This is a genomic window from Stenotrophomonas sp. ZAC14D1_NAIMI4_1, from assembly GCF_003086775.1.
Taxonomy (GTDB): domain Bacteria; phylum Pseudomonadota; class Gammaproteobacteria; order Xanthomonadales; family Xanthomonadaceae; genus Stenotrophomonas.
Genome location: NZ_CP026001.1, coordinates 197087 through 220906 on the forward strand (window position 1 = coordinate 197087; position 23820 = coordinate 220906).

23 protein-coding genes are annotated in these 23820 nt (G+C 63.6%); 12 read left to right on the forward strand and 11 right to left on the reverse strand.

What is annotated here, in order from left to right; translation table 11 throughout:
• Positions 1–5 precede the first annotated feature (5 nt).
• Both C1927_RS00845 and msuE read right to left on the reverse strand, forming a co-directional pair.
• A complete protein-coding gene (locus C1927_RS00845; protein WP_079224735.1) occupies positions 6–983 on the reverse strand; it encodes a DUF1852 domain-containing protein in 978 nt (325 codons plus the stop codon).
• A gap of 18 nt (positions 984–1001) precedes the next feature.
• Positions 1002–1592 carry an FMN reductase gene (gene msuE / locus C1927_RS00850; RefSeq protein WP_079224737.1) on the reverse strand — a complete coding sequence of 197 codons (591 nt, stop codon included), beginning with the start codon at positions 1590–1592 and terminating at the stop codon, positions 1002–1004.
• 75 nt (positions 1593–1667) lie between these two features.
• On the opposite strand from msuE, the gene C1927_RS00855 reads away from it, so the two are divergent.
• Positions 1668–2579, forward strand: a complete 912-nt coding sequence (locus C1927_RS00855; RefSeq protein ID WP_108745682.1) for a LysR family transcriptional regulator — start codon at positions 1668–1670, stop codon at positions 2577–2579.
• Positions 2579–3448: a methylenetetrahydrofolate reductase gene (locus C1927_RS00860; RefSeq protein WP_108745683.1), complete on the forward strand. Its 870-nt coding sequence runs from the start codon at positions 2579–2581 to the stop codon at positions 3446–3448. The genes C1927_RS00855 and C1927_RS00860 overlap by 1 nt, the downstream gene beginning before the upstream one ends.
• 24 nt (positions 3449–3472) lie before the next feature.
• Here C1927_RS00860 and C1927_RS00865 read toward each other — a convergent pair whose 3' ends face one another.
• The 4 genes from C1927_RS00865 to C1927_RS00880 all read right to left on the reverse strand — a co-directional run bounded on the left by C1927_RS00865 (position 3473) and on the right by C1927_RS00880 (position 6064).
• On the reverse strand, positions 3473–4102 hold the full coding sequence (locus C1927_RS00865; protein ID WP_079224742.1) for a CPBP family intramembrane glutamic endopeptidase: 630 nt from the start codon (positions 4100–4102) through the stop codon (positions 3473–3475).
• 208 nt (positions 4103–4310) lie between these two features.
• Positions 4311–5006 (reverse strand): L,D-transpeptidase, encoded by a 696-nt coding sequence (locus tag C1927_RS00870; RefSeq protein ID WP_079225457.1) that lies wholly within the window; start codon positions 5004–5006, stop codon positions 4311–4313.
• 120 nt (positions 5007–5126) lie between these two features.
• Positions 5127–5393 carry a hypothetical protein gene (locus tag C1927_RS00875; protein WP_079224744.1) on the reverse strand — a complete coding sequence of 89 codons (267 nt, stop codon included), beginning with the start codon at positions 5391–5393 and terminating at the stop codon, positions 5127–5129.
• 314 nt (positions 5394–5707) lie between these two features.
• Entirely contained in the window at positions 5708–6064 is a 357-nt protein-coding gene (locus tag C1927_RS00880) for a hypothetical protein (protein ID WP_108745684.1), read from the reverse strand.
• A 212-nt stretch (positions 6065–6276) separates the two neighbouring features.
• Between C1927_RS00880 and C1927_RS00885 the strand changes: the two genes are divergently transcribed.
• From C1927_RS00885 to C1927_RS00895, 3 genes are all read left to right on the forward strand, one after another.
• Positions 6277–7026 (forward strand): pentapeptide repeat-containing protein, encoded by a 750-nt coding sequence (locus C1927_RS00885; protein ID WP_159095264.1) that lies wholly within the window; start codon positions 6277–6279, stop codon positions 7024–7026.
• A 255-nt stretch (positions 7027–7281) separates the two neighbouring features.
• Entirely contained in the window at positions 7282–8478 is a 1197-nt protein-coding gene (locus C1927_RS00890; RefSeq protein WP_079224750.1) for an MFS transporter, read from the forward strand.
• A gap of 57 nt (positions 8479–8535) precedes the next feature.
• Positions 8536–9105 carry a DUF4291 domain-containing protein gene (locus C1927_RS00895; protein ID WP_108745686.1) on the forward strand — a complete coding sequence of 190 codons (570 nt, stop codon included), beginning with the start codon at positions 8536–8538 and terminating at the stop codon, positions 9103–9105.
• A 10-nt stretch (positions 9106–9115) separates the two neighbouring features.
• On the opposite strand, the gene C1927_RS00900 is transcribed toward C1927_RS00895, so the two are convergent.
• Positions 9116–9430, reverse strand: coding sequence for a hypothetical protein (locus C1927_RS00900; protein ID WP_108745687.1), 315 nt, complete (start codon positions 9428–9430; stop codon positions 9116–9118).
• A 1036-nt stretch (positions 9431–10466) separates the two neighbouring features.
• On the opposite strand from C1927_RS00900, the gene C1927_RS00905 reads away from it, so the two are divergent.
• Entirely contained in the window at positions 10467–12632 is a 2166-nt protein-coding gene (locus tag C1927_RS00905; protein WP_108745688.1) for a glycoside hydrolase family 3 C-terminal domain-containing protein, read from the forward strand.
• A gap of 45 nt (positions 12633–12677) precedes the next feature.
• Here the strand turns inward: C1927_RS00905 and C1927_RS00910 are convergent, their stop codons facing one another.
• Together C1927_RS00910 and C1927_RS00915 are read right to left on the reverse strand one after the other, a co-directional pair.
• Positions 12678–14840, reverse strand: coding sequence for a glycoside hydrolase family 3 N-terminal domain-containing protein (locus C1927_RS00910; protein ID WP_108745689.1), 2163 nt, complete (start codon positions 14838–14840; stop codon positions 12678–12680).
• Positions 14841–14913: 73 nt separating this feature from the next.
• Complete coding sequence (locus tag C1927_RS00915; RefSeq protein WP_159095267.1) at positions 14914–15930, reverse strand: substrate-binding domain-containing protein; 1017 nt, start codon at positions 15928–15930, stop codon at positions 14914–14916.
• 201 nt (positions 15931–16131) lie between these two features.
• On the opposite strand from C1927_RS00915, the gene C1927_RS00920 reads away from it, so the two are divergent.
• The 4 genes from C1927_RS00920 to C1927_RS00940 all read left to right on the forward strand — a co-directional run bounded on the left by C1927_RS00920 (position 16132) and on the right by C1927_RS00940 (position 20503).
• Positions 16132–16908 carry a DeoR/GlpR family DNA-binding transcription regulator gene (locus tag C1927_RS00920; RefSeq protein WP_108747739.1) on the forward strand — a complete coding sequence of 259 codons (777 nt, stop codon included), beginning with the start codon at positions 16132–16134 and terminating at the stop codon, positions 16906–16908.
• A 30-nt stretch (positions 16909–16938) separates the two neighbouring features.
• Complete coding sequence (locus C1927_RS00925) at positions 16939–18078, forward strand: MFS transporter (protein ID WP_108745691.1); 1140 nt, start codon at positions 16939–16941, stop codon at positions 18076–18078.
• A 10-nt stretch (positions 18079–18088) separates the two neighbouring features.
• Entirely contained in the window at positions 18089–18877 is a 789-nt protein-coding gene (hisN, locus tag C1927_RS00930; RefSeq protein ID WP_108745692.1) for a histidinol-phosphatase, read from the forward strand.
• Positions 18878–19927: 1050 nt separating this feature from the next.
• A complete protein-coding gene (locus tag C1927_RS00940; RefSeq protein ID WP_079224758.1) occupies positions 19928–20503 on the forward strand; it encodes an Ax21 family protein in 576 nt (191 codons plus the stop codon).
• 99 nt (positions 20504–20602) lie between these two features.
• On the opposite strand, the gene C1927_RS00945 is transcribed toward C1927_RS00940, so the two are convergent.
• Entirely contained in the window at positions 20603–21634 is a 1032-nt protein-coding gene (locus C1927_RS00945; protein WP_108745694.1) for an aldehyde reductase, read from the reverse strand.
• A 125-nt stretch (positions 21635–21759) separates the two neighbouring features.
• Between C1927_RS00945 and C1927_RS00950 the strand changes: the two genes are divergently transcribed.
• Positions 21760–22371, forward strand: coding sequence for a TetR/AcrR family transcriptional regulator (locus C1927_RS00950; protein ID WP_079224762.1), 612 nt, complete (start codon positions 21760–21762; stop codon positions 22369–22371).
• 2 nt (positions 22372–22373) lie between these two features.
• Here the strand turns inward: C1927_RS00950 and C1927_RS00955 are convergent, their stop codons facing one another.
• Positions 22374–23291 (reverse strand): DUF6624 domain-containing protein, encoded by a 918-nt coding sequence (locus C1927_RS00955; protein ID WP_254051522.1) that lies wholly within the window; start codon positions 23289–23291, stop codon positions 22374–22376.
• 120 nt (positions 23292–23411) lie between these two features.
• Here C1927_RS00955 and C1927_RS00960 point away from each other — a divergent pair, with 120 nt between their 5' ends.
• Complete coding sequence (locus C1927_RS00960) at positions 23412–23735, forward strand: hypothetical protein (protein ID WP_159095268.1); 324 nt, start codon at positions 23412–23414, stop codon at positions 23733–23735.
• The last annotated feature ends 85 nt before the right edge of the window (positions 23736–23820 follow it).

Here is a 23820-nt window from a genome sequence, read left to right on the forward strand (position 1 = left end):
ATGGATCAGCGGGCAGCCCACTGCTCGAGCACGGCGCGGTAGGGCTTGATGAAGTGCTCTTCGGTGAACCTGCCCTGCTTGACCGCCAGCTGGCTGCGCTCTTCGCGGTCGTAGACGATGCGGGTGGACGAATAGTCCTGGTGCTTCAGGCTGGGCTGGTAGACCTTGCCGGCCACCGAATTGGCGTTGTAGATCTCCGGGCGGTAGATCTTCTGGAACGCTTCCATGGTGCTGATGGTGCCGATCAGTTCCAGGTTCGAGTAATCGCCCAGCAGGTCGCCCTGGAAATAGAACGCCAGCGGCGCGACGCTGCCCGGCGGCATGAAGTAGCGCACCTGCAGGCCCATCTTGTCGAAGTACTGGTCGGTGGGCGAGAACTCGCCCTGGCGGTACTCCACGCCCAGGATGGGATGGTGGTTCTCGGTGCGGTGGTAGGTCTTGCTGCTGGACACGCTGATGCAGATCACCGGTGCCTTGCTGAAGTTGGCGCGGTAGGCGTCGGACTCCAGGAAGTGCTTGAACAGCTTGCCGTGCAGATCGCCGAAGCCTTCGGGGATGCCGAACGTCGCCTTGCCCTCGTTGCTGGCCGGCAGCACGACGCTGAAATCGTAGTCGCGCACGTAGGACGAGAAATTGTTGCCGACGATGCCGTCGATGCGCGTGCCGGTGTGCGTGTCGACGATGGTCGGGCGCAGCACTTCGATCAGCGGGAACGGATCGCTGCCTTCATCGCCATCGACGTGCATCTCCACCGAGATGATGTCCAGCTCGACCGCGTAGCGATCCGCGCTGGGGTTGTCCCAGTGCGCCAGATCGTTGAAGCGGTTGTTGATCATGCCGATCGTGTTGCGCAGGTTTTCCTGCCGCGAGGCGCCGCGGGCCAGGTTGGCGAAGTTGGTGGTGATGCGCGTGCCGTCGGCCGGCTGGTAATCCTCGTTGAAGGGGATGCGGGTGATGCGGAAGGTGAAGGCGTCGGTGGTCATGGGCGGCGTTCCGGTTGCTTAGAGGGCGTCAGCGGTTTCGGCGGGCACGGGCGCTGGGCGGTGGGACAGCGCCAGCAGGGGCAGGGCCCGCTGCACGGCCAGGTGCGCCCGCTGCAGCAGGGCCTCGTCGTGCACGCGGCCGTCGGCGAAATCCTTGTCGGTGGCGTAGACGCCCAGCGGCAGGGTGCGTGCCTGGAAGAAGCTGAAGAGCGGCCGCAGCTGGTGGTCGATCATCAGCGCGTGGCGCTCGCTGCCGCCGGTGGCGGCCAGCAGGGTGGGGGTGTCGACCAGCGCGTCCTGGTGGATGAAATCGAAGAAGTGCTTGAACAGGCCGGTGTACGAACCGCGATAGACCGGCGTGGCGACCACCAGCACGTCGGCCTGCTCGACCGTGGCCAGGGCCTGCTCGGCGGCGGCGGGAAGCTGCGAGCGCCACAGGGCACCGGCCAGCTGCGGGGCCAAATCACCCAGTTCGACCAGGTGCGGTTCGCTGGGCACGTGCTCGCCGATCAGGTCCAGCAGGTGCTCGCACAGGGTGGCGGCGCGCGAGGGGCGCTGCAGGCCACCGGAGACGGCGACGATACGGAGGGGGCGGTGGGGAGAAAGCATGTCCCGATGCTAGTCAGCCCTTCCCATGACGTAAAATGGTTTTACTTCACACATCCATGAGTGGGATTCATCGACATGCTGGAACGAATCCACCTGAGCATCGTCCAGCAGGTCGAACTGCAGGGCTCGCTGACCGCCGCCGCCGGCGTGCTGAACCTGACCCAGTCGGCGCTGAGCCACAGCATGAAGAAGCTGGAGCAGCAGCTGGGCACCGATGTCTGGCTGCGCGAGGGCCGCAGCCTGCGCCTGACCCAGGCCGGCCAGTACCTGCTGGCGGTGGCCAACCGGGTGCTGCCGCAGCTGGACCTGGCCGAGGAACGGCTGGGCCAGTTCGCACAGGGCGAACGCGGTTCACTGCGCATCGGCATGGAATGCCACCCCTGCTACCAGTGGCTGCTGAAGATCGTCTCGCCGTACCTGGCATCGTGGCCGGACGTGGATGTGGACGTGAAGCAGAAGTTCCAGTTCGGTGGCATCGGTGCCCTGTTCGGCTACGAGATCGACCTGCTGGTAACCCCCGACCCGCTGTTGAAGCCGGGCCTGAAGTTCGTTCCCGTGTTCGATTACGAGCAGGTGCTGGTGGTGGCCAAGGACCACGCGCTGGCCAAGGTGGAGTACGTGAAGCCACGGCAGCTGACCCAGGAAGTGCTGATCAGCTACCCGGTGCCGTTCGAACGCCTGGACATCTACAACCAGTTCCTGCTGCCGGCCGGGGTCACCCCGCGCCGCCACAAGGCCATCGAAACCACCGACATCATGATGCAGATGGTCGCCAGCGGCCGCGGCGTGGCCGCCATGCCGCGCTGGCTGGTGGAGGAGTACGCGGCGCGCATGGACGTGGTGCCGGTGCGCCTGGGTGCCAAAGGCATCCCCAAGCAGATCTACCTGGGTGCGCGCGAGGCGGACACCGGCATCGACTACCTGCAGGCCTTCGTTGAACTGGCGCGGGGCAGCTCGATCGCCGGCACGCTGCGCGGGGCCACGTGATGCCTGCGGCACCCACGCACGCCGCTCGCGCCTTCATCGATGCCTGTTCGCTGGAGGTGAGTGCAAAGGCCATGCCCGCGTTGCACGCCGAAGCGGCCCGCATCGCACCCGGCACGACCATTTCCATTCCTTACCTGGCCAGCGAGGACGACGACGCGCGGATTGCTGCCGCGCGCCGCGTGCGCGAGCTGGGGCTGCAGCCGATGCCGCACCTGTCGGCACGCCGCATCGGGTCGCTGGCAGCGCTCGAGCGGTTCATCGCGCGCGCGGTGGGCGAGGCCGGTGTCGAGCAGTGCCTGCTGGTTGCCGGTGATCTGGCCACGCCCGCCGGCCCGTTTGCCGACAGCGCGTCCCTCATCGACACCGGCCTGCTGGAACGCGCAGGCATCAAGGTGGTTGCCGTCGGCGGGCACCCGGAAGGCCATCCGGTGATGGGCGCTGACGAGCGCTGGCAGGTGCTGGAGCGCAAGTGCCATGCCATCCAGGCGCGTGGCATGGCGCCGAAGATCATCACCCAGTTCGCCTTCGATGCCGACATCGTGCTGGCCTGGCTGGATGCACTGCGCGCCCGTGGCATCGGCCACCCGGTGCTGGTGGGTGTGCCCGGGCCGGCCAGCGTCAGCCGCTTTCTGCGCTATGCGGCGATGTGCGGCGTGGGTGCCAGCGCATCGATGCTGGCGCGGTATGGCATCTCGATCGGCCGGTTGCTGGGTACCGCCGGGCCGGATGTGTTCGTGGATCGCCTGGTGGGAGGCCTGACCGAAGCGCATGGGCAGGTCAGCCCGCACCTGTTCCCGTTCGGTGGCATCGCGCCGTCGCTGGACTGGGTGGCGCAGTACCGCCTGCGCGTGGGTGCTGGGCGGCGTTGACCTTTGGACCGCCTCGCTCATCAGCTACAGGTTGGGATAGATCACTGTCCACTGGATGATGCTCAGGTTGATCAGACCGTGCACAACCGCCCGTTGCCACGTGTCCAGCGAAAATGTGTAGATGCACGCGCAGATGATGATTGAGAACAGGAAGGCCAAAATCCTCGCATCGGGGTGGACCCATGCGAAGAGAAGGCTGACAGCAACCGACGCAACGATCCTGCCAAGGTAGTGCGCAGCGCCGGTGAGAAGGAGGTGTCGTACCACTTTCTCTTCGAACAGCGGAGCCGCAACACAGCTCGTAAACACGCCCAGCAGGTAGTAAGCGAGTGGGATCTGATCCCAGGTCAGGAACTGCGAAGTATTGCGGCTGGGGTACCCGATAAAAGCAATCCATAGCGCGCCACCGAGCAGGCCAAGCAGCACGACAAGTGCTGACGTCCTTGCGGTCCAGCGTGCCCTTGGCTCGTTCGGGAACATCCATAAGCACACGAGAAAAGCAGCCAATTCCGTCAGTGCTTTTGAGCCGAATACGTCGAGCGCCTCGAGGACGAAATGGCCCAGGCCCACTGCAAGGGTCGCCATCCCCGCGGCGAAAACCCTGTTCTCAGGCTTATCTGCGGGTCTCCATGACAAGGCTTGGAGGAAGGTCATGCCGATTTCTCGTTGAAGACGTTGACCCATGATGTGCCAACGCTCACCGTGCCTGCCTAAGCTGGACGCTTGGCGGCTGCACGGTGATAAACGAGCAACACGAAAACCACCCCGGGAAATCCAGAAATGGCTGCTTGAGCCGCTTCCCGCCAGATCGACCACCGATACATCAAGAGCAAGCGTTTCATCGCTTGCCCTGTCCGCGAACCTACTTGCCTGCGTGCTGGGCTTGGGTCATTTCAGCGCCCTTCTCCGCACCACGGCTCTGCGCAAACGCAGGGAACGTCTTCTCGATCGAATCCTTGTCCGGCAGCACGTAGAACACGCCGCCCTTATCGAACGTCGACTGCACCACCTGCTCATAGAAACCGGGGCTGACATTGATGCAGCCATGGGTCACGCGGTTGTCGTCCGGCGTCGGCGTTGCCAGCCGCTCGGCGCGCTTTTCCTTCGGGGTGCCCGGCGGCAGCGGGTGCATCGAGACGGCGGAATCGTAGTCCACCCACAGCACGCGGCCGGCGTCGTCGGACGGGCCGTAGCCACCAATGAAGCGGCCTGCAGGGGTCGTGCGGTCGTGGCCGGGAATCGCGCTCAGCGCGACCTTGGCCACGTTCGGGGCGGAGTGATCGCCCTTGGCCGAACCAAACAGTGCGGGTGCAGCGCCGCGCAGCTTGCCGTCGCTGCCAAAGACCAGCACCTGTGCGGCGGCCTTGTCCATGATCGCGAACGGATAGCCCTGGCTGTCCTTGCTGGCGACCACCCAGCCGGCGAGTTCGATCACCGTCTCGGACACCTCCTGTCCTTCCGGCAGCTCATCGACGGCGGCCGTGGGTTGCGTAGCGGCATCCTTGGCGCCCTTGGCGCTGGCCACGCCGGTACCGGCCAGTGCCAGCGCAAGGGTCAGCGCGACGCAGGCGGTGCGGATTGCGGGGGATGTGTACGTACGGATGGCGCGGTTCCTCGGATGAATACGGTGATTCAAGGGAACCAGTGGCCGGGGGAGACCACTGGTTCCCGGTTCAGCTTAGCCGCGCGGGGTGCGGCGGGGAGCGGATTCGAGCTGCTGCACGCGACCTTCGATCTGGTCCAGGCGCTGGTTGGCCTGCTGGGCGGACTGGTTGGCGGACTCGGCGCTCTGCGCCGCGCCCTGGACCTTCACGTCAAGCGCGTCGAGGCGCGTGTTGACCTTCGCGAAGTCTTCTTTGTAGCTGGCGCACGCGCCGAGGCTGAGGGCAAGGATTGCCACGCCGAGGGGACGAGCGATCTTCAGGTGCTGCGTGGAAAGGGTCATTGCATTCCCTCCTTCGTCTGGGGAGTCTGGAATATAGCGGGCTTTTTGTTAGTTCCATGAATGCCTTTTCAGCTGCAGTTCGCGGACGTGCAGACACTGTGAAGAGCGCGCAGTCATGTTCGATTTGCCGCGAATTCAGCTGTCTGCGATGCACATGTGCTAACGCCGATGACGCCTGAATGAGTGGAGTGTTCGCTGCGCGATGCGATCGCATGGCGCAGGTGCATCGCCACGTGCGTGCTGCACAGCCGTTGTGCATTTGTGGCGAGCAGAGGCCGCTGATAGCCTGATCAACTGCACGTGATGTTGCTGCATCAATCAACGCGTCGAACGTATCGCCAGCACACTGCCAGTGCGATCAGGAATGTCATCGGCAGCGACCACGCAATCCACGTTGACAGCTGCCGGAACAGTGCCGGTCCGTGCAGGATGCGATCGTAGTACGAGGCGTCGAACAGCACGAATCCATGCGGCAGCAACACGGTGATGATCGGCGTAGGCACCGGCGCTGCCAGCAGGGCGAACACGAAGGCGAGCAGCACGACGACAGCGGCCGAGCGGATGCCCCTGCGACGCAGGGCGCGAAGCGCGATATGGAGCGCAAGCGCAAACGGTGAAGCGAGTGCTGCCCAGAGCAGCAGCACACCGGCAAAGGCGAGGATGTGCGGCATGCCTGCTCCCAGGTGGTGTGACCGATCAGCGGGGTGGCGGTGCGACGGGGCAGGCGACAGTGGCTTCAAGCCGGTAGTCGCCAGGGAAATCCTCAGGCAGCGGCCGTCCCGACAGAAGGCGCAGCGTAGCGTGGAGGCTGGCGGCGGTACAGCAGCCGGCCCGCTTCCACTCGCCTGCTAGACTGTCCGCCCCCTGCCTCATGGATGGATGCATGGCTGTCCAGCGCCTCAAGCCCCTGCCGAAGAAGGACATTGCTGCGTTGCGCGCGCGCTGGACCCCGGACCTCGTGCCGAACCTGTCCCATCCACGGCGCAAGCATGACTGGCGCGACAAGACCATCAGCAACCGCCACTGGGAACCGTCGCCGTTCGGCACAACGGCCGATGGCCGGCTGGACTATCGCGGGTTTCCTTATCCGGTTCCGCACTACCAGAACCTGCAGTCCGTTGATCTTTCCCATGCCCAGGAGGGCGGCGGGGCGACCTTCCTGACCTACGCCGTCATGCAGGACTGCGATTTCACCGGTGCAGCGCTGGGGAACGTTTCGGAAACGCTCATCCGTTGCTGCTTCAATCTGTGCGAGTTCATCCAGGTCACACTCGGCGGTGCGTTCGATGGATGCAGCTTCGTGCAGGCAAAGCTGCGCAAGTGTGGTTCAACGGCCACGTTCACTGATTGCGATTTCCGCGATGCCAACCTGTCAGGCACGGATTTCTCGCGAGCGCGCTTCGTGCGCTGCACTTTCGATGGCGCCAGCTTCAAGGGGTGCGACCTGCACAAGGCGGTGTTCGTCGGGTGCCGGCCCAGCGAGGAGCAGCTGGCCGCCTGCTACGAGAACGGGGGCATCCGCTTCGAGGATGACAGTGGCCGGCAGGTAAGCGTGGAGAGGCCACCGGCAGCGGAAGATCCGGTGATCGAGGCGTGGGACCGGCTTGCGCAGCGGCCGGCGGGCCAATCCTAGGCATCACGTCCTGGACATCGCTGCCCGGGCCGTTGGCACGCGGGCGTTCCAGGGCCACGGCCCACGTTTGCTATCATGCGCGCCAATGGCCGCCCGCCCGATGCTGATCGTGCGCCTGCGCATCCTCCTTCCTCGAAAGGGGACGCATCTGCGGCCATTCACAGCGAAACCTTGCCCGGCCAGGCGCCGCCTGCCACCCGGGCCCCCGTACTGATCGAATAAGGAAGGCCGGCCGCATGCCTGCGGCCGTAATACATGAAATCACCTGCAACTTCGCGTCCCGGGTTGATCCCGGTGCTGGCCCTTCTGCTGGTCGGCCTCAACCTGCGCCCGGTGCTGGCCGTGGTCAGCCTGCTCACCGATTCCATCCGTGCCAGCAACGGCATGAGTTTCGAACAGATCGGCTGGCTCACCAGCCTGCCGATGATGGCCATGGGCCTGATCGCCATGGCCGGTGGCCTGGTCTATCGGCTGGGTTATCGGCGCGGCGTGGCCATTGGCCTGGCGCTCACTGCGGCTTCGGCACTGGCCAAGCTGGCCTCGCATGAACCGCTGTGGCTGATGGGCTCCAGCGTGGCCGCAGGCCTGGGCATCGGCATCGTGCAGTCGCTCATTCCCGGCTACATCAAGACCCGCTTCCCGCACCGCGTCGACCTGCTGATGGGCCTGTACGTGAGCATGATCATGGGCGGCGCGGCGTTGGCGGCCGCCAGCGCGTCGGCCCTGCTGCACTGGCTGGACTGGCAGGGCACGATGGCGTTCTGGGCGGTGCTGGCCATCGCCGGCATCGCGCTGTGGCTGCCCAACAGCGGGCATGCCGACGCACCGGCCGCCAGCGCGTCTGCCACCGCCGGCAAGCCCGCCGCCTTCCGGCCCTGGCAGCATGGACGCACCTGGTTGCTGGTCGCCCTGTTCTGCGTGTCCAGCAGCTGCTACACGCTGTGCCTGGCGTGGATCGCGCCGTACATGATGGAAGCGGGCGTGCGCGCGAACGAGGCCGGCTTCATGCTGGCGGCGTTGAGCCTGTCCGAGGTGGCCGGTGGCTTCCTCGTCTCCTGGCTGGCGCCGCGCTTCCGCGACCGCCGCGTGCTGCTGGCGCTGTTCCTGGCGGCCACCGCACTGACCTACGTGCTGATCGGCGTGGCGCCGATGTATGCGCCGTGGCTGATGATGTGCCTGCTCGGCCTGTCGATCGGCGGCCTGTTCCCGATGACCCTGATCCTGGTGATGGACCACTGCAGCCAGCCGGCCAAGGCGGGCATTCTGGTGTCGTTCGTGCAGGGCGTGGGCTATCTGGTCGGCGGCGTGCTGCCCTTCGTGGCCGGTTCGATCCGCGACACCGTGGGCGACCTCAGCGTGGCGTGGGTGGCGATGGCCTGCGTGACGGCCGCGGCGCTGGTGCTGGCGGCACGGGCAACCCCGGCCAGTGCGGAGCGCTTTGACGCGCGTTGATCGTGCATGATGCAGCGGCGTGGCGTCTGGCCACCCGCTGCCAGGGAAGGTGAATCAATGGATGGGATGCCGGCGCGGCAGATCCGCGCGCACTACGATGACCGCGTGATCCGCGTGTACCAGGCCTACTCCGATGCCATCGCCGACAGCGCGCTGGAGCGGCAGACCTTTGTCTCTCCGCCGTTCAAGATGGAGCGGATGACGTGGATAAAGCCGTCCTTCCTCTGGATGATGTATCGCGCCGGATGGGGCGGGAAAGAGGAAGGCCAGAAGCGGATCCTGGCAATCGACATCCGTCGCGAAGGCTTCGAGTGGGCGCTGAGCCATGGCTGCGACAGCCGTGCCGAGCCCGGGATGGATGCGGCGGCGTGGGAGCAGCTCAAGGCTCGCTCCCCGGTGCGCATCCAATGGGATCCCGAACGCGATCTGCTGCTGCGGCCGTTGCCCCACCGCGCGATCCAGATAGGTCTCGGCAGGGAGGCGGTGCGTGCCTATGTCGATGAATGGATTCAAGGCATCACCGATGTGACGGCGCAGGCACACGCCATCCATGCGCTGGTGGAGGCGGGAAGGATGGAGGAAGCGCAGTCTGCGCTGCCTCGCGAGCGGGCCTATCCCTGGGGTTAGGCGCAGCCGCTCAGCCTTCGTAGAAGTAACGGCGGCGATCACGCGACCACTGCTCGATCTCCGCCTGTGAATCCTCGGGCAGGCACTCTTCGATGTAGTCAGCGGCTTCGTCGGCGCCTTGCTGTCGCAGGTACTCGATGGTCTGCCCGGCACCGGCACCCACCATGTTCTCGACATCGAAGCCGCAGCCGGTATCCATGTTCAGATGCTTGGCGACCCACATCGACTCGACGTCGCGCAGGTCCGCAACATGGAACAGCAGATAGGCGCACCAGTAGAGGTTCTCGAAGTACGCCTGGTCGCCTTCGCTTTTCCTGTACTCCATCTCCCGGCGAAAGATCTCCTGCAGAAGTGGCTGATGCTGCTTCGCATCCTCCGGGAGGATGTTGCGAAGTGCCTGTTCCCGCGAGGAAGGGGAGTGGATATCAGCTTCTGTCATGGATCGAACCGGGCGGGAGACGGACCAGCAGTGGATGCTAGCAGCGCGACCGGTGCTTTTCCCGAGGGCATGGGGGCATGGCGTCGTAGCTGCGCAACCATAGGTTTTCACTTTTGCTGCACCTATGGTTGCGCGAGGGCAGAGAACCTTTGGTTGCATTGGTCAAGGAGAACGACTGGCACCCAAGGAGATCGCGCACACGACTCCCTTCAAGCTTGTCCAACTGCGAAGGGTTTCCCGTTAGAGTCTGCTACCTGCCCAATCAGCCGAGAAGGTGGCATCGGCTCCGCCTCCGTCGGGACGTTGGCCAGCAGCACTCGGGGCCCAGCAGATCAATCTCGGCCAGGTCGAACAGGCTGGCTATGAAGTGGGGCAGGGTGCGCGCAGTGGGACCGGGCCAGTGTTCGAGCTCACCGACCAGTAGGGCAGTAGTTCTTGGAGGTATCGAGCAGCGGCGTCGAGGTCGCTCATACAAGCGACCGCAACATCGATATTTAGCCGTAACACGTGCCGGTTACGGTCAAATCTATCTGTTACAGCTCCGCGCACGAACGTGTTAAGGGCTCGCCTGGTGCTACTGCAATAGCCAACAATCGCCATTGAGGGGCCCTAGACCAGCTGGATGCGTCCGGATCAAGATGATTCGCCCCCAGACGTAATGCGCTACTCGCAATCGACGTCCGCTTTCGGCCAGAAGCGGTCATCGGTCCAAGGCTCATGCAATGAGATGACCGGGATTTCATCTCTGGATCCCATCGAGCAAGCGACTGGAGCTTTAGCCCTAAATCGCTCATATCACAGTCGGACTCAACCATCCGCCATTTGCGAGGGTTGGGCGGACAACCAAGGTGAGGGAGTGGTTTTGAAGAGATTTCAGATTGGAGCGTCCCGTTCGCTGAGCAAGCGCGTGCTGGGACTCTCGATGGCTATTGCTCTGGGACTGCCGCTGGCTGTTGCGGCAGAGCCAGCGACGACTGATGGTGCCTCGGCTGACAGCCGGGCACATGAGCTGGTCTCGCGGATGACCCTGGACGAGAAGATCCAGATGGTCCACAGCTACTTCGGTATGGACAGCGAGAAGCTCAAGCAGCCGAAGGGAGCACTGGGGTCAGCTGGGTACATCGCTCCCATCAAGCGACTGGGGATCCCTGCACAGCAGCTCGTTGACGCCGGCATGGGCGTGACCAACCCAGGTGGCATTCGTAAGGGTGATTTCGCGACGGCCATGCCCTCAGGCCCTGCCAACGCGTCGACCTGGAACCCGGAACTGGCATTCGCCAACGGTGCCACCATGGGCCGCGAGGCTTGGCAGCAAGGCTTCAACGTGCTGCTGGGAGGCGGCGCGAATCTGCATCGGGACCCGCGTAACGGCCGCAACTTTGAGTACGCCGGTGAAGATCCGCTGCTGGCCGGCATCATGGCTGGCAACGTCATCAAGGGCGTGCAGAGCGAGAAGGTCATTTCCACCCTCAAGCACTTTGCCCTGAATGACATGGAGACCCGTCGCAACTTCCATGACGCCCTGCTGGGTGAGAAGGAACTGCACGAGTCGGATCTGCTTGCATTCAAGATCGCGATCCAGACTGGCCAGCCCGGCTCTGTCATGTGCTCTTACCAGAAGACCAATGGTACGTACGGCTGCGAGCACGAGTACCTGTTGGGCGACGTTCTGAAGAAGGAGTGGTCATATCCCGGCTATGTCATGACCGACTGGGGTGGTGGGCACAGTTCCGCCAAAGCGGCCATGGCTGGCCTGGACCAGCAGTCAGCAGGTGAAGTGTTCGATCCCGATGTCTTCTTCGACAAGCCGCTGCGTGCTGATCTGAAGGCCGGGCGTGTACCGATGTCCCAGCTGGATGACATGGTCAAGCGCATCCTGCGCAGCTTCATCGCGGTGGGAGCTTTGGATCATCCTCCGCAGCGCCAGGCTATTGATGGTCCTGCAGGCATTGCCACAGCACAGCGCATCATTGAGGAAGGTGCGGTTCTGCTGAAAAACGACCGCGCATTGCTTCCGCTGCAGAAGCCCAAGCGCGTAGTCGTGATTGGTGGGTACGCCGACAAGGGCGTTCTGTCCGGCGGCGGATCTTCGCGCATCGATTTCACGATGTTCGGTGGCAACGCGGTGCCTGGCCTGACCCCGACGTCTTGGCCGGGTCCGGTTGTCTATCTGGCCTCAGCCCCATTGGCTGGCTTGAAGCAGGCAATGCCCCAGGCACAGATCGAGTACGTAGACGGCACCGATCCGAAGAAGGCTGCAGACATGGCAGCTAAGGCCGATGTGGCCATCGTCTTTGCAACCCAGTGGGCGGCGGAGTCAGTGGATTTGCCGGACATGGATCTGCCCGATGGGCAGGACCAGTTGATCACGGCCGTAGCGAAGGCCAACGCCAAGACCGTGGTGGTGCTTGAAACCAACTCCGCGGTCCGGATGCCCTGGTTGAACGACGTGGGTGCAGTGCTTCAGGCCTGGTACCCGGGCATTGGCGGCGGTGTGGGTATCGCGCGTCTGATCACCGGTGAGGTCTCTCCTTCCGGCCGCCTGCCGATCACCTGGCCAACGGGTCTGGACCAGTTGCCTCGCCCGAATGTTCCGGGCCTCGGCTTCAAGCCGGCAGTGCCCTCAGACGACGTCTTCGACTACCGCATCGAGGGCGCCAACGTGGGCTACAAGTGGTTCGAGGTTAAGGGCATGAAGCCGCTGTATCCCTTTGGCTACGGCTTGAGTTACACGACCTTCGCCTATGACGCCCTGAAGGTGTCGTCTGATGGCGCCCAGGTAACGGCGACGTTCCGCGTGCGGAATACCGGTAAGCGTGAGGGTGCAGCAGTGCCGCAGATCTACGTGCGGATGCCGAATGGTCACGCGACGCCGGTTCGCCTGGCAGGCTGGTCCAAGGTAAAGCTCGCCGCCGGTGAGGCATCTACTGTAACGGTGAAGGCCGAACCGCTGACCCTCGCCGACTACGACGTGGCAACCAGGAAGTGGATCGTCCCCGCAGGCGAGTACACCGTTGAGCTTGCAGACTCGGCAACGGCTGTTACTCAGAAGGCCAAGGTTGTTTTGAAGCAGTCCACTCTGGACTGATGATGCAAATGGAGAGGGGCGCAGTTGCGCCCCTCTTTCATTCGGTTAGGACAACACGAATCGAGCCGGTGTCCCGGTCGTGCAGGACGGCGCAATCCATACATCGAATGCGCCAGGCTCAGCGCGGCGGACCCCATCAACATCGGTGAACTCGAGCATCGATTCATTGATCAGGAAGGCCACTTCAACGGTCTCACCAGGTTTGATGGCGATCTTGTCAAAGCCTTTGAGCTCGCGAACAGGGCGCACTCGGCTGGCCACGCGATCATGGATGTACAGCTGCACGACTTCCTCGATCAGCCGCTCACCTTCGTTGCTTACGTTGGCACTGACCCGAATCGAACTACCGTGTTCCAGAACGCTGGAACTGACCTCCGTTTCGGCGTAGCGGACCTTGCCGTAGGTCAGGCCGTGACCGAAGGGATAGAGCGCTTCGTGAGTGATCTCGCGCCAGCGTGTCTTGAACTCCTTCATGTCAGGGAGTTCCGGGCGTCCTGTCCGCGGATGGTTGTAGTAGTACGGCTGCTGTCCGGACTCCTGGGGGAAGGAGATGGGCAGACGACCCGACGGGCTGTAGTCGCCGAACAGGACATCGGCAGTCGCATGGCCCGTCTGCGAACCCAGGAACCAGGTGATAAGCAGAGCGTCGGCGTTGCGGACTCCGCCATGGAGCGCCAAGGCACGACCATTGCGAATCAGTGCAACAACGGGCTTGCCAACCGCGCTGATTGCATCAGCGAGCTTCTGCTGTGCGACGGGCAGGGTGATCTCGATGCGGGACTGGGCCTCGCCCGAGTAACGCTGCGGTTCGCCCAGAGCCAAGATAACGACGTCCGCTGCCTTGGCCGCCTCAATCGCGGCCTCAATGCCACCTGCAAGATCCTCTTCAAGACCGCAGCCATCAACGAACTGCAGGTTGTCTGCATTGTCCACCGCATCACGCAGGCCATCCTCAAGGGAGACGTAGCGATTGGCGTCACCGAACAGCGTCCAGCAGCCTTCGATGTTTTCACGATCCCGACCAAATGGGCCGATGACGGCGATGCGCTGACCGGACTTCTTCAGGGGCAGAACGTCGCCTTCATTCTTCAGCATGACAATCGAACGCTTGGCCGATTCGCGGGCCAAGGCTTCATGCTCTGCAACCTGCTCAGCAGAGATGTCGTCCATGCGAAGCGAGCGATAGGGGTCGTCCAGCAGGCCAATTCGCTCCTTGAGCTCCAGCATCCGGCGGACTGCCTGGTCCAGGCGCCACATTGGAACGGCGCCCTCCCTGACCAGGTCGGGGAGGTGCTCGAGATACAAGCCACTCTGCAGGCTCAGATCCAGACCGGCCATGAAGGCCTTCAGGACGGCATCCTTCATGTCCTCCGCGTAGCCGTGCGCCACCAGCTCCATCTCAGAGGTGTAGTCAGAGATGGTTATCCCATTGAACTTCCATTCCCCGCGGAGGACGTCGACCAGCAGCGGCTTGTTAGCGCTGGCCGGAACGCCGTTGATGTCGTTGAACGAGCTCATCAGGCTGGCCACGCCGGCATCCACTGCCGCCTTGAACGGAGGCAAATGGACGTCGCGCAGTGTCTGCGGTGCAATATCGACGGTGTTGTAGTCCAAGCCGGCCAGGCTGGCGCCATAAGCAACATAGTGCTTCGCCGTTGCCAGCATGGCGTTCTCAGCTGTCAGGTCGGGCCCCTGGAAACCCTCCACTCGGGCAGCGCCAAATCGGCAAGCCATCAGGGTGTCTTCGCCCGTACCTTCGGCGCCACGGCTCCAGCGCTGATCGCGAGTGACGTCGATCGCCGGCGCATAGGTCCAGTGGATGGCTGCCGCAGTCGCTTCGATGGCGGTGGCACGTGCAGTGCGACGCGCGAGGTCAGGTTCAAAGCTGGCGGTCTCGCCCAACGGAATCGGAAACACCGTGCTCATGCCATGAATGACGTCGGCAGCCAGGATCACCGGGATACCGAGGCGACTTTCTTCCAACGCCACACGCTGCAGCTCGACAGCGCCTTCCTTGCCTTTGCCATTGAACAGGGAGCCAACCTTGCCTTGGCGAATCTGCTGCAGGACTTGGTCCGCGTTCTGCTCGTTGGCTACAGGGTTGATGTCCGGTGCGAACGGGCGAACCATGTCAGCGGTGACGTTGAGCTGTCCGACCTTCTCTTCCAACGTCATCTGCGCCATTAGCGCGTCAATCCGATTACTCATTGCATCCTCGTGTAAACGATTACATTCGGGCAATGAGAGCGGGTGTAGCGCTAAACCTCCACCCTGACGATAGTCAGGGTCGGGGTGGGCCAGATGAGGTGCGGATGAGAAGTTCGTGGGGAAGCACCATCTCCCCCTCTGGCAAGTCACCCTTTCCAACCAGGCAACTCACAATCGAGGCCACAGCAGCATCTGCCATCTTCGCCATAGGCTGGGCCGCGACGGTAAGTGGGGGCCAAGCCCTGCGGGAAGCGGCTGTATCGTCGAATGCGGCTACGGAGAGATCTTCAGGAACGCGAAGCCCCGCTCGTTGTGCGACCCACAGCACCCCCAGCGCCATGTCATCGTTGCTCGCCAGCACAGCGGTTGGCTGCGCCTGCAGAGCCAGTAGTGCCTCAGTTGCCTCGCATCCGGACTGGAAAGAGAAGCGCCCATTGCGAATGAAGGCTCGTTCCACCACCAGACCGTGCCTGGCCATAGCATCCTGGAAGCCAAGAAGGCGCTCATGGCTGTCCCCATGATCCATGGGGCCGGCGATGAAGGCGATCTGCCGGTGGCCTGATTGGATCAGGTGGCTAGTGAGCTGATCGGCGGCCAACCGATTGTCGATCCGTACGGTCTGCATGCCCGCCAAGGGCTCAGCACCCGCAATGGCGGCGGCCGGAATTCCAAGCCGCTGGAAGTACTCCGACCCTGACAGCAACTCCGCATACGGAGGGACGAGCAGCAGCCCCTCGGCACCGGCTTCGATTGCCTCCATGACCAGTTGCTCGGCATGGTCGGCGTTGGGTAAGCGACCTTCTCTGACGACCAACTGGGCCCCCACCGCATTGGCACTGGCCAGTGCGGTGAGCAGCACATCCGTCAGAAAGGGAGAGCGCACGTCCGGATAGAGAAGTCCGAGCCGAGTGCCTGCGGCGCCGGCCAAGCGCCGAGCCGCAACGTTTGGCACGTAGCCGGTGAGCCTGATGGCTTCTTTGACCCGTGCACGGGTTTCCGCACTGACCTTCCCGCGTCCGTTGATGACATTGGACACGGTCATCGTGGACACGCCGACCCGCTCAGCCACGGTCTGGAGCGTCACTGGCATGCGGACTCTACTGCTAGGGCGAACCGGCATCTTGGGCCTTGGGCGGATGAGCTTTAGCGCTAAATGCGGCCAAATGTACGCCAATTCGCCCTGAATGTAATCGGTTACATACTTGGGCCCATCACTTCTGCGAATGCACGTTCATGCACGATTGCGCCTGATAATGCATGATTGTCGTACTCTGATCCGAGGTACTTCGCCGTGTCCGATGACAACCGATTCCCCGCAGAGCGCGCTCAAGTGGTCTTGGAGCTTCTCCGCGAGCACGGTCGAGTCTCCTCTGGCGACCTGGCTGTTCGCTTTGGGGTTTCAGAGGACTCGATTCGCCGTGACCTGCGAGAGCTGGCCAGCCAAGGGCTGTGTAAGCGCGTCTATGGCGGAGCCGTCCGGTCCGGCGTGGATGTGCCGAGCTTCGATGAGCGCGCACAGCAAGGCTCGGCGAACAAGGCGGGCCTGGCGTTTGGCGTTTGTGCTCTGTTGCAGCCGGGGCAAACCGTTTTTCTCGATGCGGGAACCACCAACCTGGCTGTTGCTCAGATCCTGCCGGAGCACAGCGACCTGAGGATCATCACCAACTCTCCCCAGATTGCCATTGCTGCCAGCCAGCGCAGCGGCATCCAGGTCCAGCTGATCGGCGGCCTCTTCTTCCCGGAGACGGGCGGCATCCTCGGCGCCGAAGCTCTGGCGCAATTGCAGCGTCTGCGCATGGATGTCTGCGTTCCAGGTGCCTGCGCCTTGGACTCGCTGACTGGCGTATGGGCCACCAATGCTGAAGAGGCTGCCCTGAAGCGCCAAGTGGTTGCAAGCAGCTCGCGCGTCATCGTCGCGGCATCTCCGGAGAAGCTCGGCACCGAAGGTAGCTATCACGTCGCGGAGCTATCGGATGTCGATGACCTGGTGATCAACGCCGGTACGTCTGCGGGCCATCTGCAGGCGTTCGCCAACGCTGGCATCCGCGTTCATCAGCTGCCCCATTAACACTTCGACACTCCCTAGACGGTTGCCCGAATGTCCACATCCATTACATCCAGCGCCCGCGCGCAGCAGTACGCCACCCGCGCTGCATTCTTCATTCCGGGATTTGCCACGGCCATCTGGGCCGTGCTCGTTCCGTTCGCCAAGAACCGAACCGGAGTCGATGACGGCGTTCTTGGCCTGATTCTGCTTTGCTTGGGTGCAGGCTCGCTTCTGGCCATGCCGGCTTCCGGCGCACTGGCCGCCAGGTTTGGCTGTCGCAACGTGATGATCGCTACGACCGCCATCATCTGTATCAGCCTGCCGTTGCTGGCCATAGCATCCAATGCGTGGCTTCTGGGCGGCGCATTGTTCGTCTTCGGCGCGGGCGTTGGCGCGATGGACTGCACGATGAACATGCAGGCCGTGGTCGTGGAGCGGGAGGCTGACCGGGCGATGATGTCGGGCTTCCATGCGTTCTTCAGCATCGGTGGCTTCATTGGCGCTGCAGCAATGACTGCATTGCTGTCCTCGCACGTTGGGCCGGTAACCGCGGCACTGGCAGGCATTGTCGCCATGGCGCTGATCGCCGTCGTATCCCTCAAGCACTGGCGTGGCGAAGCTCTGCATCAGGATGGCCCTCTTCTGGCCTGGCCCAAGGGTATTGTTCTGTTCCTGGGCATTCTCGCGTTCGTGGTGTTCTTGGCCGAAGGCTCGATGCTGGACTGGAGCGCAGTCTTCTTGGCTGATGTCCGCGAAGTAAAGCCGGCCATGGCCGGCCTTGGCTATGTCACCTTCGCCTTGACCATGACGGTAACTCGCCTGTTCGGTGACTCGGTGGTCGAACGGCTGGGCCGTATTCGGTCCATCGTGGTGGGTGCGCTGCTCGCAAGCGTTGGCTTCCTGGTTCTGACTTGGGTAACGCCGTGGCAGGCCTCTCTGGCCGGCTACGTGCTGTTGGGCCTGGGCTGCGCAAACATCGTGCCGGCAGTCTTTTCCTTGGCCGGCAATCAGAAGCGCATGCCCGAGAGCATTGCCATCACGGCCGTGACCACACTTGGCTACTCCGGTGTACTCGCCGGCCCTGCGCTGATCGGGTTCGCTGCACACGGCATCGGTCTGGTGGGCGCCTTCATGGGTGTGGCGATCCTGCTGGTCGGCGTGGCTCTCTCCACCCGTTGGCTCAAGGTCTGAGGAAGCCTCCATGAGCAGCAATATCAGTGGAGCGATCGACATCTCGTTTCTTCATCAGCTTGCCGATCTCGCTGACGCGCAGACGCTGTCCCGTTTCCGCACGCCGATTGATGTAGATGCCAAGTACAAGGAAGGCGACAAGTTCGACCCGGTTACTGATGCCGATCGCCAAGCTGAAGTTGCCATGCGCGCGCTCATCAGAGAGCGTTTCCCTGAGCATGCAATCCTGGGCGAAGAGTTCGGTTCTGAGGGCGACGGTGACTTCTGCTGGGTGCTCGATCCGGTCGACGGTACCAAGCCCTTCATCTGTGGGATCCCGGTATGGGGAACGCTCATCGGTCTGACGCACAAAGGCGTGGCCACGCGCGGCATGATGAGTCAGCCATTCACGGGTGAGCGCTTTTGGGCTGACGCGGATGGCGCCTGGCATCAGCGTGGTTCATCCGTGGAACGTATGCACACTCGTCGTGTCGATCTGTCCGAGGCAATCCTGCATACGACCAGCCCGCAGGGATACCAAGGCGCTCTCGCAGAGGGCTTCGCCCGCTTGAAGGACCAGGTTCGAATGACCCGCTATGGTGGAGAGTGCTACGCCATGGTCATGGTCGCAGCCGGCCATATCGATCTCGCCCTTGAGCCCTCTCTGCAGCCTTACGACATCGTGGCGCTGATTCCCATCATTGAGAAGGCCGGTGGGGTTGTCACTCGCCTTGATGGCGGGCGCCCCGAGATCGGCGGGCCTGTCCTGATCTCCGGTAGCGCCGTGCTGCACGAGCACGCGCTGGAGATCCTGCGATGAGCGATGCCAAGCAGTCCAACGCACAGCTGGGTATCTTCCTGTGACCAGTCTATTTAGGAACCTGCTCATCTGTGTAGACGATCCCGCCAAGTATTGGGACTTGCTCCGGAGTGAGGTGGCCAACGCCCTGGCATATCGCGCAAAAGCGCGCATCCTGCTCGTCCGTCCACGTCCGGTTCTAGCCGTGTACTCGGCATCAAACGCTCTAGGCCTGCGCTATGCAGCAAATGCGCTCCAGCGGAAGGCTGCTACCGCAGAGTCCTCACTGAGAGAGCTTGTTCAGTGCTCCTCGTCGGATGAGCAAAACCAAGCCTCTCTGCATGTGCTCGACGAGCAGCCAAGTGCGGAATACATTGCAAACGTCGCCCTGCCTGAGCGCAGCGATCGAGTAGTCATTGCGCTCGATCGAAGGGGTCCATCGCGGCATCCTGATCAAGAGGTAGCGCTCAAGTAGAAAAGGCCTCCACTTCGGCCGATTCCGCAATATCATCAGCTCAAGCTTAGCTCTTGGGCGGGCAGAAATGTGCACTTCAAATGATGTGTTTGAGGTGCAACCGGAGGGCTTCTGCGGGCGCTATAGATGCAATCTGCGGGCAGCGTAGCTGCATTGCTGGCATCCTCAGTTTGACGTTATGGATCGAGCTTAACCCTGTTGAGGGACCCACTTTTCAGATAGCTCTGGTGACTCGGTCAGCCGATCAGCGATGTCGTGCGCACGGCGCGTTACCATTAGGCCTCGCTAGTCAGCCTGCCAAGTCAGGCAAGCGGTGGAGGAGTGAGCAGCGACTCCAATCCAGCTCGCATTTGTCCCGATAGTTTGTGTAGATGATTGTTCCCATAGTTTGGGCAATCGGCAGGAACTCTGGGGACATGGCTACACGGCCTAGACAGAGTTCCCTGAACAGCAACTTCATTCATGTACTGGTCAGTTCAATATTCAGGGTCGATTTCATCAGCAAACGGATAATTCACACCTGTCGACCGCCTCTTCTCTCTCCCTCTCCCGGGGAGGCGGCCGGCGAAACCAAAAATAATTAAAGGTGTGTCCCGATGAACAAGAATTCGCTGCTTGCCCTGGGTCTGCTGGCTGCCCTGCCGTTCGCTGCATCGGCTGCCGATGGCCTGTCGTACAACTACGTTGAAGGCGGTTACGTGAACACCGATGCCAAGGGCGGCGACGCCGATGGCTGGGGCGTCAAGGGCTCGGTTGCCGTGCACCCGAACTTCTCGGTCTTCGCTGATTACAGCAAGCAGGAAACCGACACCTTCAAGAACGACGTCGACCAGTGGCGCATCGGCGCCGGCTACAACTACGGCATCGCACCGAACACCGACCTGGTGGCTCGTGTTGCGTACCAGAAGTTCGACATGAAGCACGGCCTGGACTTCAACGGCTACTCCACCGAAGTGGGCCTGCGCACTGCCTTTACCCCGAACCTGGAAGGCTACGCGCTGGCCGGCTACGAGGATTACAGCAAGAAGCACGGCATCAACCCGGAAGGCGAGTTCTACGGCCGCGTCGGCGCCACCGCCAAGTTCACCCCGAACTGGGGCCTGAGTGGCGAAGTGAAGCTGGCCAAGGCCGGCGACCGCGAGTGGTTCGTGGGCCCGCGCTTCACCTGGTAAGAACAGCAATGCAGTAAAAGCGTGTTACCGGCGTGTGCTCTCTCTCTCTCCCACACGCCACCGAAGCCCGGCCTTGCGCCGGGCTTCTTTTTTTGTGGATTACGGTTGGGCTTCCACCAGGCCCAGCCGCAGCAGGCTCTCGGCGGTGGCCACGATGGCGTCCTCGCGCGAACGCGGTGCCCAGCCCAGCAGGCGCTGCGCCTTTTCGCTGGTGGCGTTCATCGTGCGGCCCAGCAGCGGCACCGAACCACGCAGCGCCGGGTCCTTCAGCGCACCCAGGCGTACCACCCAGTTGGGGATGACCCGCGTGCTGACCTTGTCGGCGGCCGCGCCCAGGCGCTGCTTCAGGACCTGCGCGACTTCACCCAGCCACAGGCTGTCGCCGGCGATGGCGATGAAGCGCTCGCCATTGGCGGCCGGGTGGGTCATTGCGCGCAGGTGCAGGTCGGCTACGTCGCGGACATCGACGAAGCCGCAGTTGATCTTCGGCGACCCCTTCTGGCCCTGCAGCAGGTTGCGCACCAGGCGGATGGAATGTGAGTAGTCGCCGCCCAGCACCGGGCCGAGCACGGCGGTGGGATTGACCACCGACAGCTGCAGGCCATTGCCCTCACGTGCAATGAAGTCCCACGCAGCGCGCTCGGACAGGGTCTTGGACTTCTGGTACAGCCAGACATCGCCGGACAGATCGCTCCAGTCGGTTTCATTGAAGGGCCGGCCGATGTCGCCGTGGCCGGCGCAGATGGCACCGAAGGCCGAGGTCAGCACCACCCGCTGCATGCCGGCATCGCGCGCGGCACGCAGCACGCGCAGGTTGCCGTCCACGGCCGGGCGCACCCATTGCTCCTCGCGGGTCTGTTCGCCGGTGGGCGTGGGCGAGGCGCCATGCATCACATGGCTGCAACCCGCAACGGCTTCGGCCCAGCCCTCGTCGCGGCCGAGGTCGGCCACCACGAAGCAGAGGCGATCGCCCGGCTCGGCGCCGCCGACCTTCAGCTGCTGGCGCACCTCCGCCTCGCGCGACAGTGAGCGCACCGTGGTGCGGACGTCATAGCCGGCCGCGAGCAGGGCCAGGATGCAGTGCTGGGCGATGAAGCCGGTACCACCGGTCACCAGGACGGTCGTTTTCATGGGAACTCTCCAGATACGTGGGGGGATTGGCGGACCACCCCGGCGCGGATCCGGCGGCAGGGCGGCTATGTCTACAGCTGTATACATGCGTTGCCCGCCATTGTCTACAACTGTATACTTAACGCATGAACACGCCCGCCGCACCGTCTGCCAGCAAGCCCCGCCAACGTGATGCCGAAGCCACCCGTGAGGCGATCCTGGCGTCCGCCCGCCGCGCCTTCGCCCAGTCCGGCTATGACGGCGCCGGCGTGCGTGAAATCGCCGCCGGGGCCGGGGTGACGGCGATGATGGTCAACCGCTACTTCGGCTCAAAGGAGCAGCTGTTCGCGGAGGTGGTGGAGGACACCATGACCCAGGGCAGCCTGATTGCCGGCGGCATCATGGACCAGCCGGAACCGGGCAAGGCGCTGGCGCGCGCGCTGGTGAAGATGACCCGCGCCGACGCCACGCCCATGGATGGCTTCCTGATCACTTTCCATTCCGCATCGAGCCCGCTGGCAGCGGAGATCGGCCGCGACAAGATCGCCGCGCACCACCTGAAGACGGTGGCCGCCTCGCTGCAGGGCACGCAGCGGGCCGAGCGCGCCGCGCTCATCCTGGCGATGATTTCCGGCTTCCAGGTGATGCGGCAGATGATCGCGTTGCCGGCCCTCGCCCATGCCGACGAGGACGAGCTGGCCGAGCTGCTGGGCACGGTGTTCGAGCGCCTGATCCAGCGGCCCGCATCCGGGCCGTAGGATCAGTTCACCGGCTTGCCGTAACTTTCGGCGAGGATGGCCTTGTACTCGGCCAGTGACGGCAGGCCCATGGCGCTGCGCCGCGCGTCCAGGCCGGGCATGTCCTCGGTAGGGCGCAACTGCATCGCGCCGTCGTCGCCCTGCACGAACTGGCTGCCGTAGCGCTGCGGCTTGCCCTGCGCCACCAGCACGCGGTCGGTGAGCAGGGCCACGTCGGCACGGTCGGCCTCATCTGCCTTGGCGGCGTGTTCGATCAATGGCAGCACCTGGGCCTGGAATCCAGGGTCCTGGTCGGCGTGCTGCACCAGCAGCCAGGCTGCCTTGGCGCCATCGCGGCCGACCTTTGAACGGGTTGGCCAGCCCTTCTCGGCGATCACGGTCTTCAGCCACTCCGCATTGGCCTTGGCCACGGGCAGGGTGCTCTTGAAGGCCTCGCCGCCGCCAGCCGCAATTGCCGCATGCTGCGCGGCCTGGTCACGCGCTTCGCGGTCGAGCAGTTCCTTGCGCAACGGTTCGTCCATCTGTGCGGCACGCTGCTTCTGCATCGCTTCGGCACGCGCCAGCATCTGTGGCCACGCCGGTTCGGCACGCAGGGCATTCAGGCCGGGGCGATCCTTGTGCAGCAGGTCGTCGAGGGGCAGACGGTCCTGGCCCAGCAGCGCGACGACGTAGGCCATCGCTGCGGCGTGGTCGCCGGCGGCGGCAGTGCATTCGACCAGCAACAATTCGCCGCCGTCCGGGAAGCGTTCGCCCTTGTGGTACATCGCGCCGAGCGTATCGGCGCAGCCTTTCACGTCGTCGTCCTGATAGCGCTGCAGAGCCTCGAAGAACGAACCGGCTTCGGCCGCGTGGGCGCTGCCGGCCGCAGCCAGCAGTGCAAGCAGTGCCGGTGCCAGGCGGAATGCGTGGATGGATGCCATCGGGTCTTCCTCCATGAAGGGCGTTGCACGGGCAAGGCCATGCCGCCGGAGCCTGCAGTGTGCCAGTGTTCGCGCCTAGTGGCGGGCGGCATACTGGCGCGGAGCCCGGGAGACGCCCACATGGAACCGCCTGTATCCGCTTATGTGCAACGCGCCGATGGCAACGCCGTGCAGGTCAGCCTGCTGGATGAAACCCCGCGCGCCGCGCTGCTGGCACTGGGCTTCCGTGGGCAGGGCGGGACGCTGCAGCGCGGGGTTGGCGACGATGACGAGAAGGCACGGCTGTTCATCGCACTGCGTGACTGCGGCATCGCCTTTTCGGACGGCCGCGAATGGTGCCCGGCCGAAGTCTTTGCCTGGCTGCGCGAGCGCGGCTTGTTGGCAGGCGCTTTCCTGCGTATCGCGTGGCAGGGGCCGGACCGGTTCGAGATCACCCGCGGATAGTCGCGCGGCACCTGCGCGCGCGAGGCCGCATCCATGCAGTGGCGAACTGAGAACCGCTCCGTCGCTGGCAGGGGTGTTCCGCTAG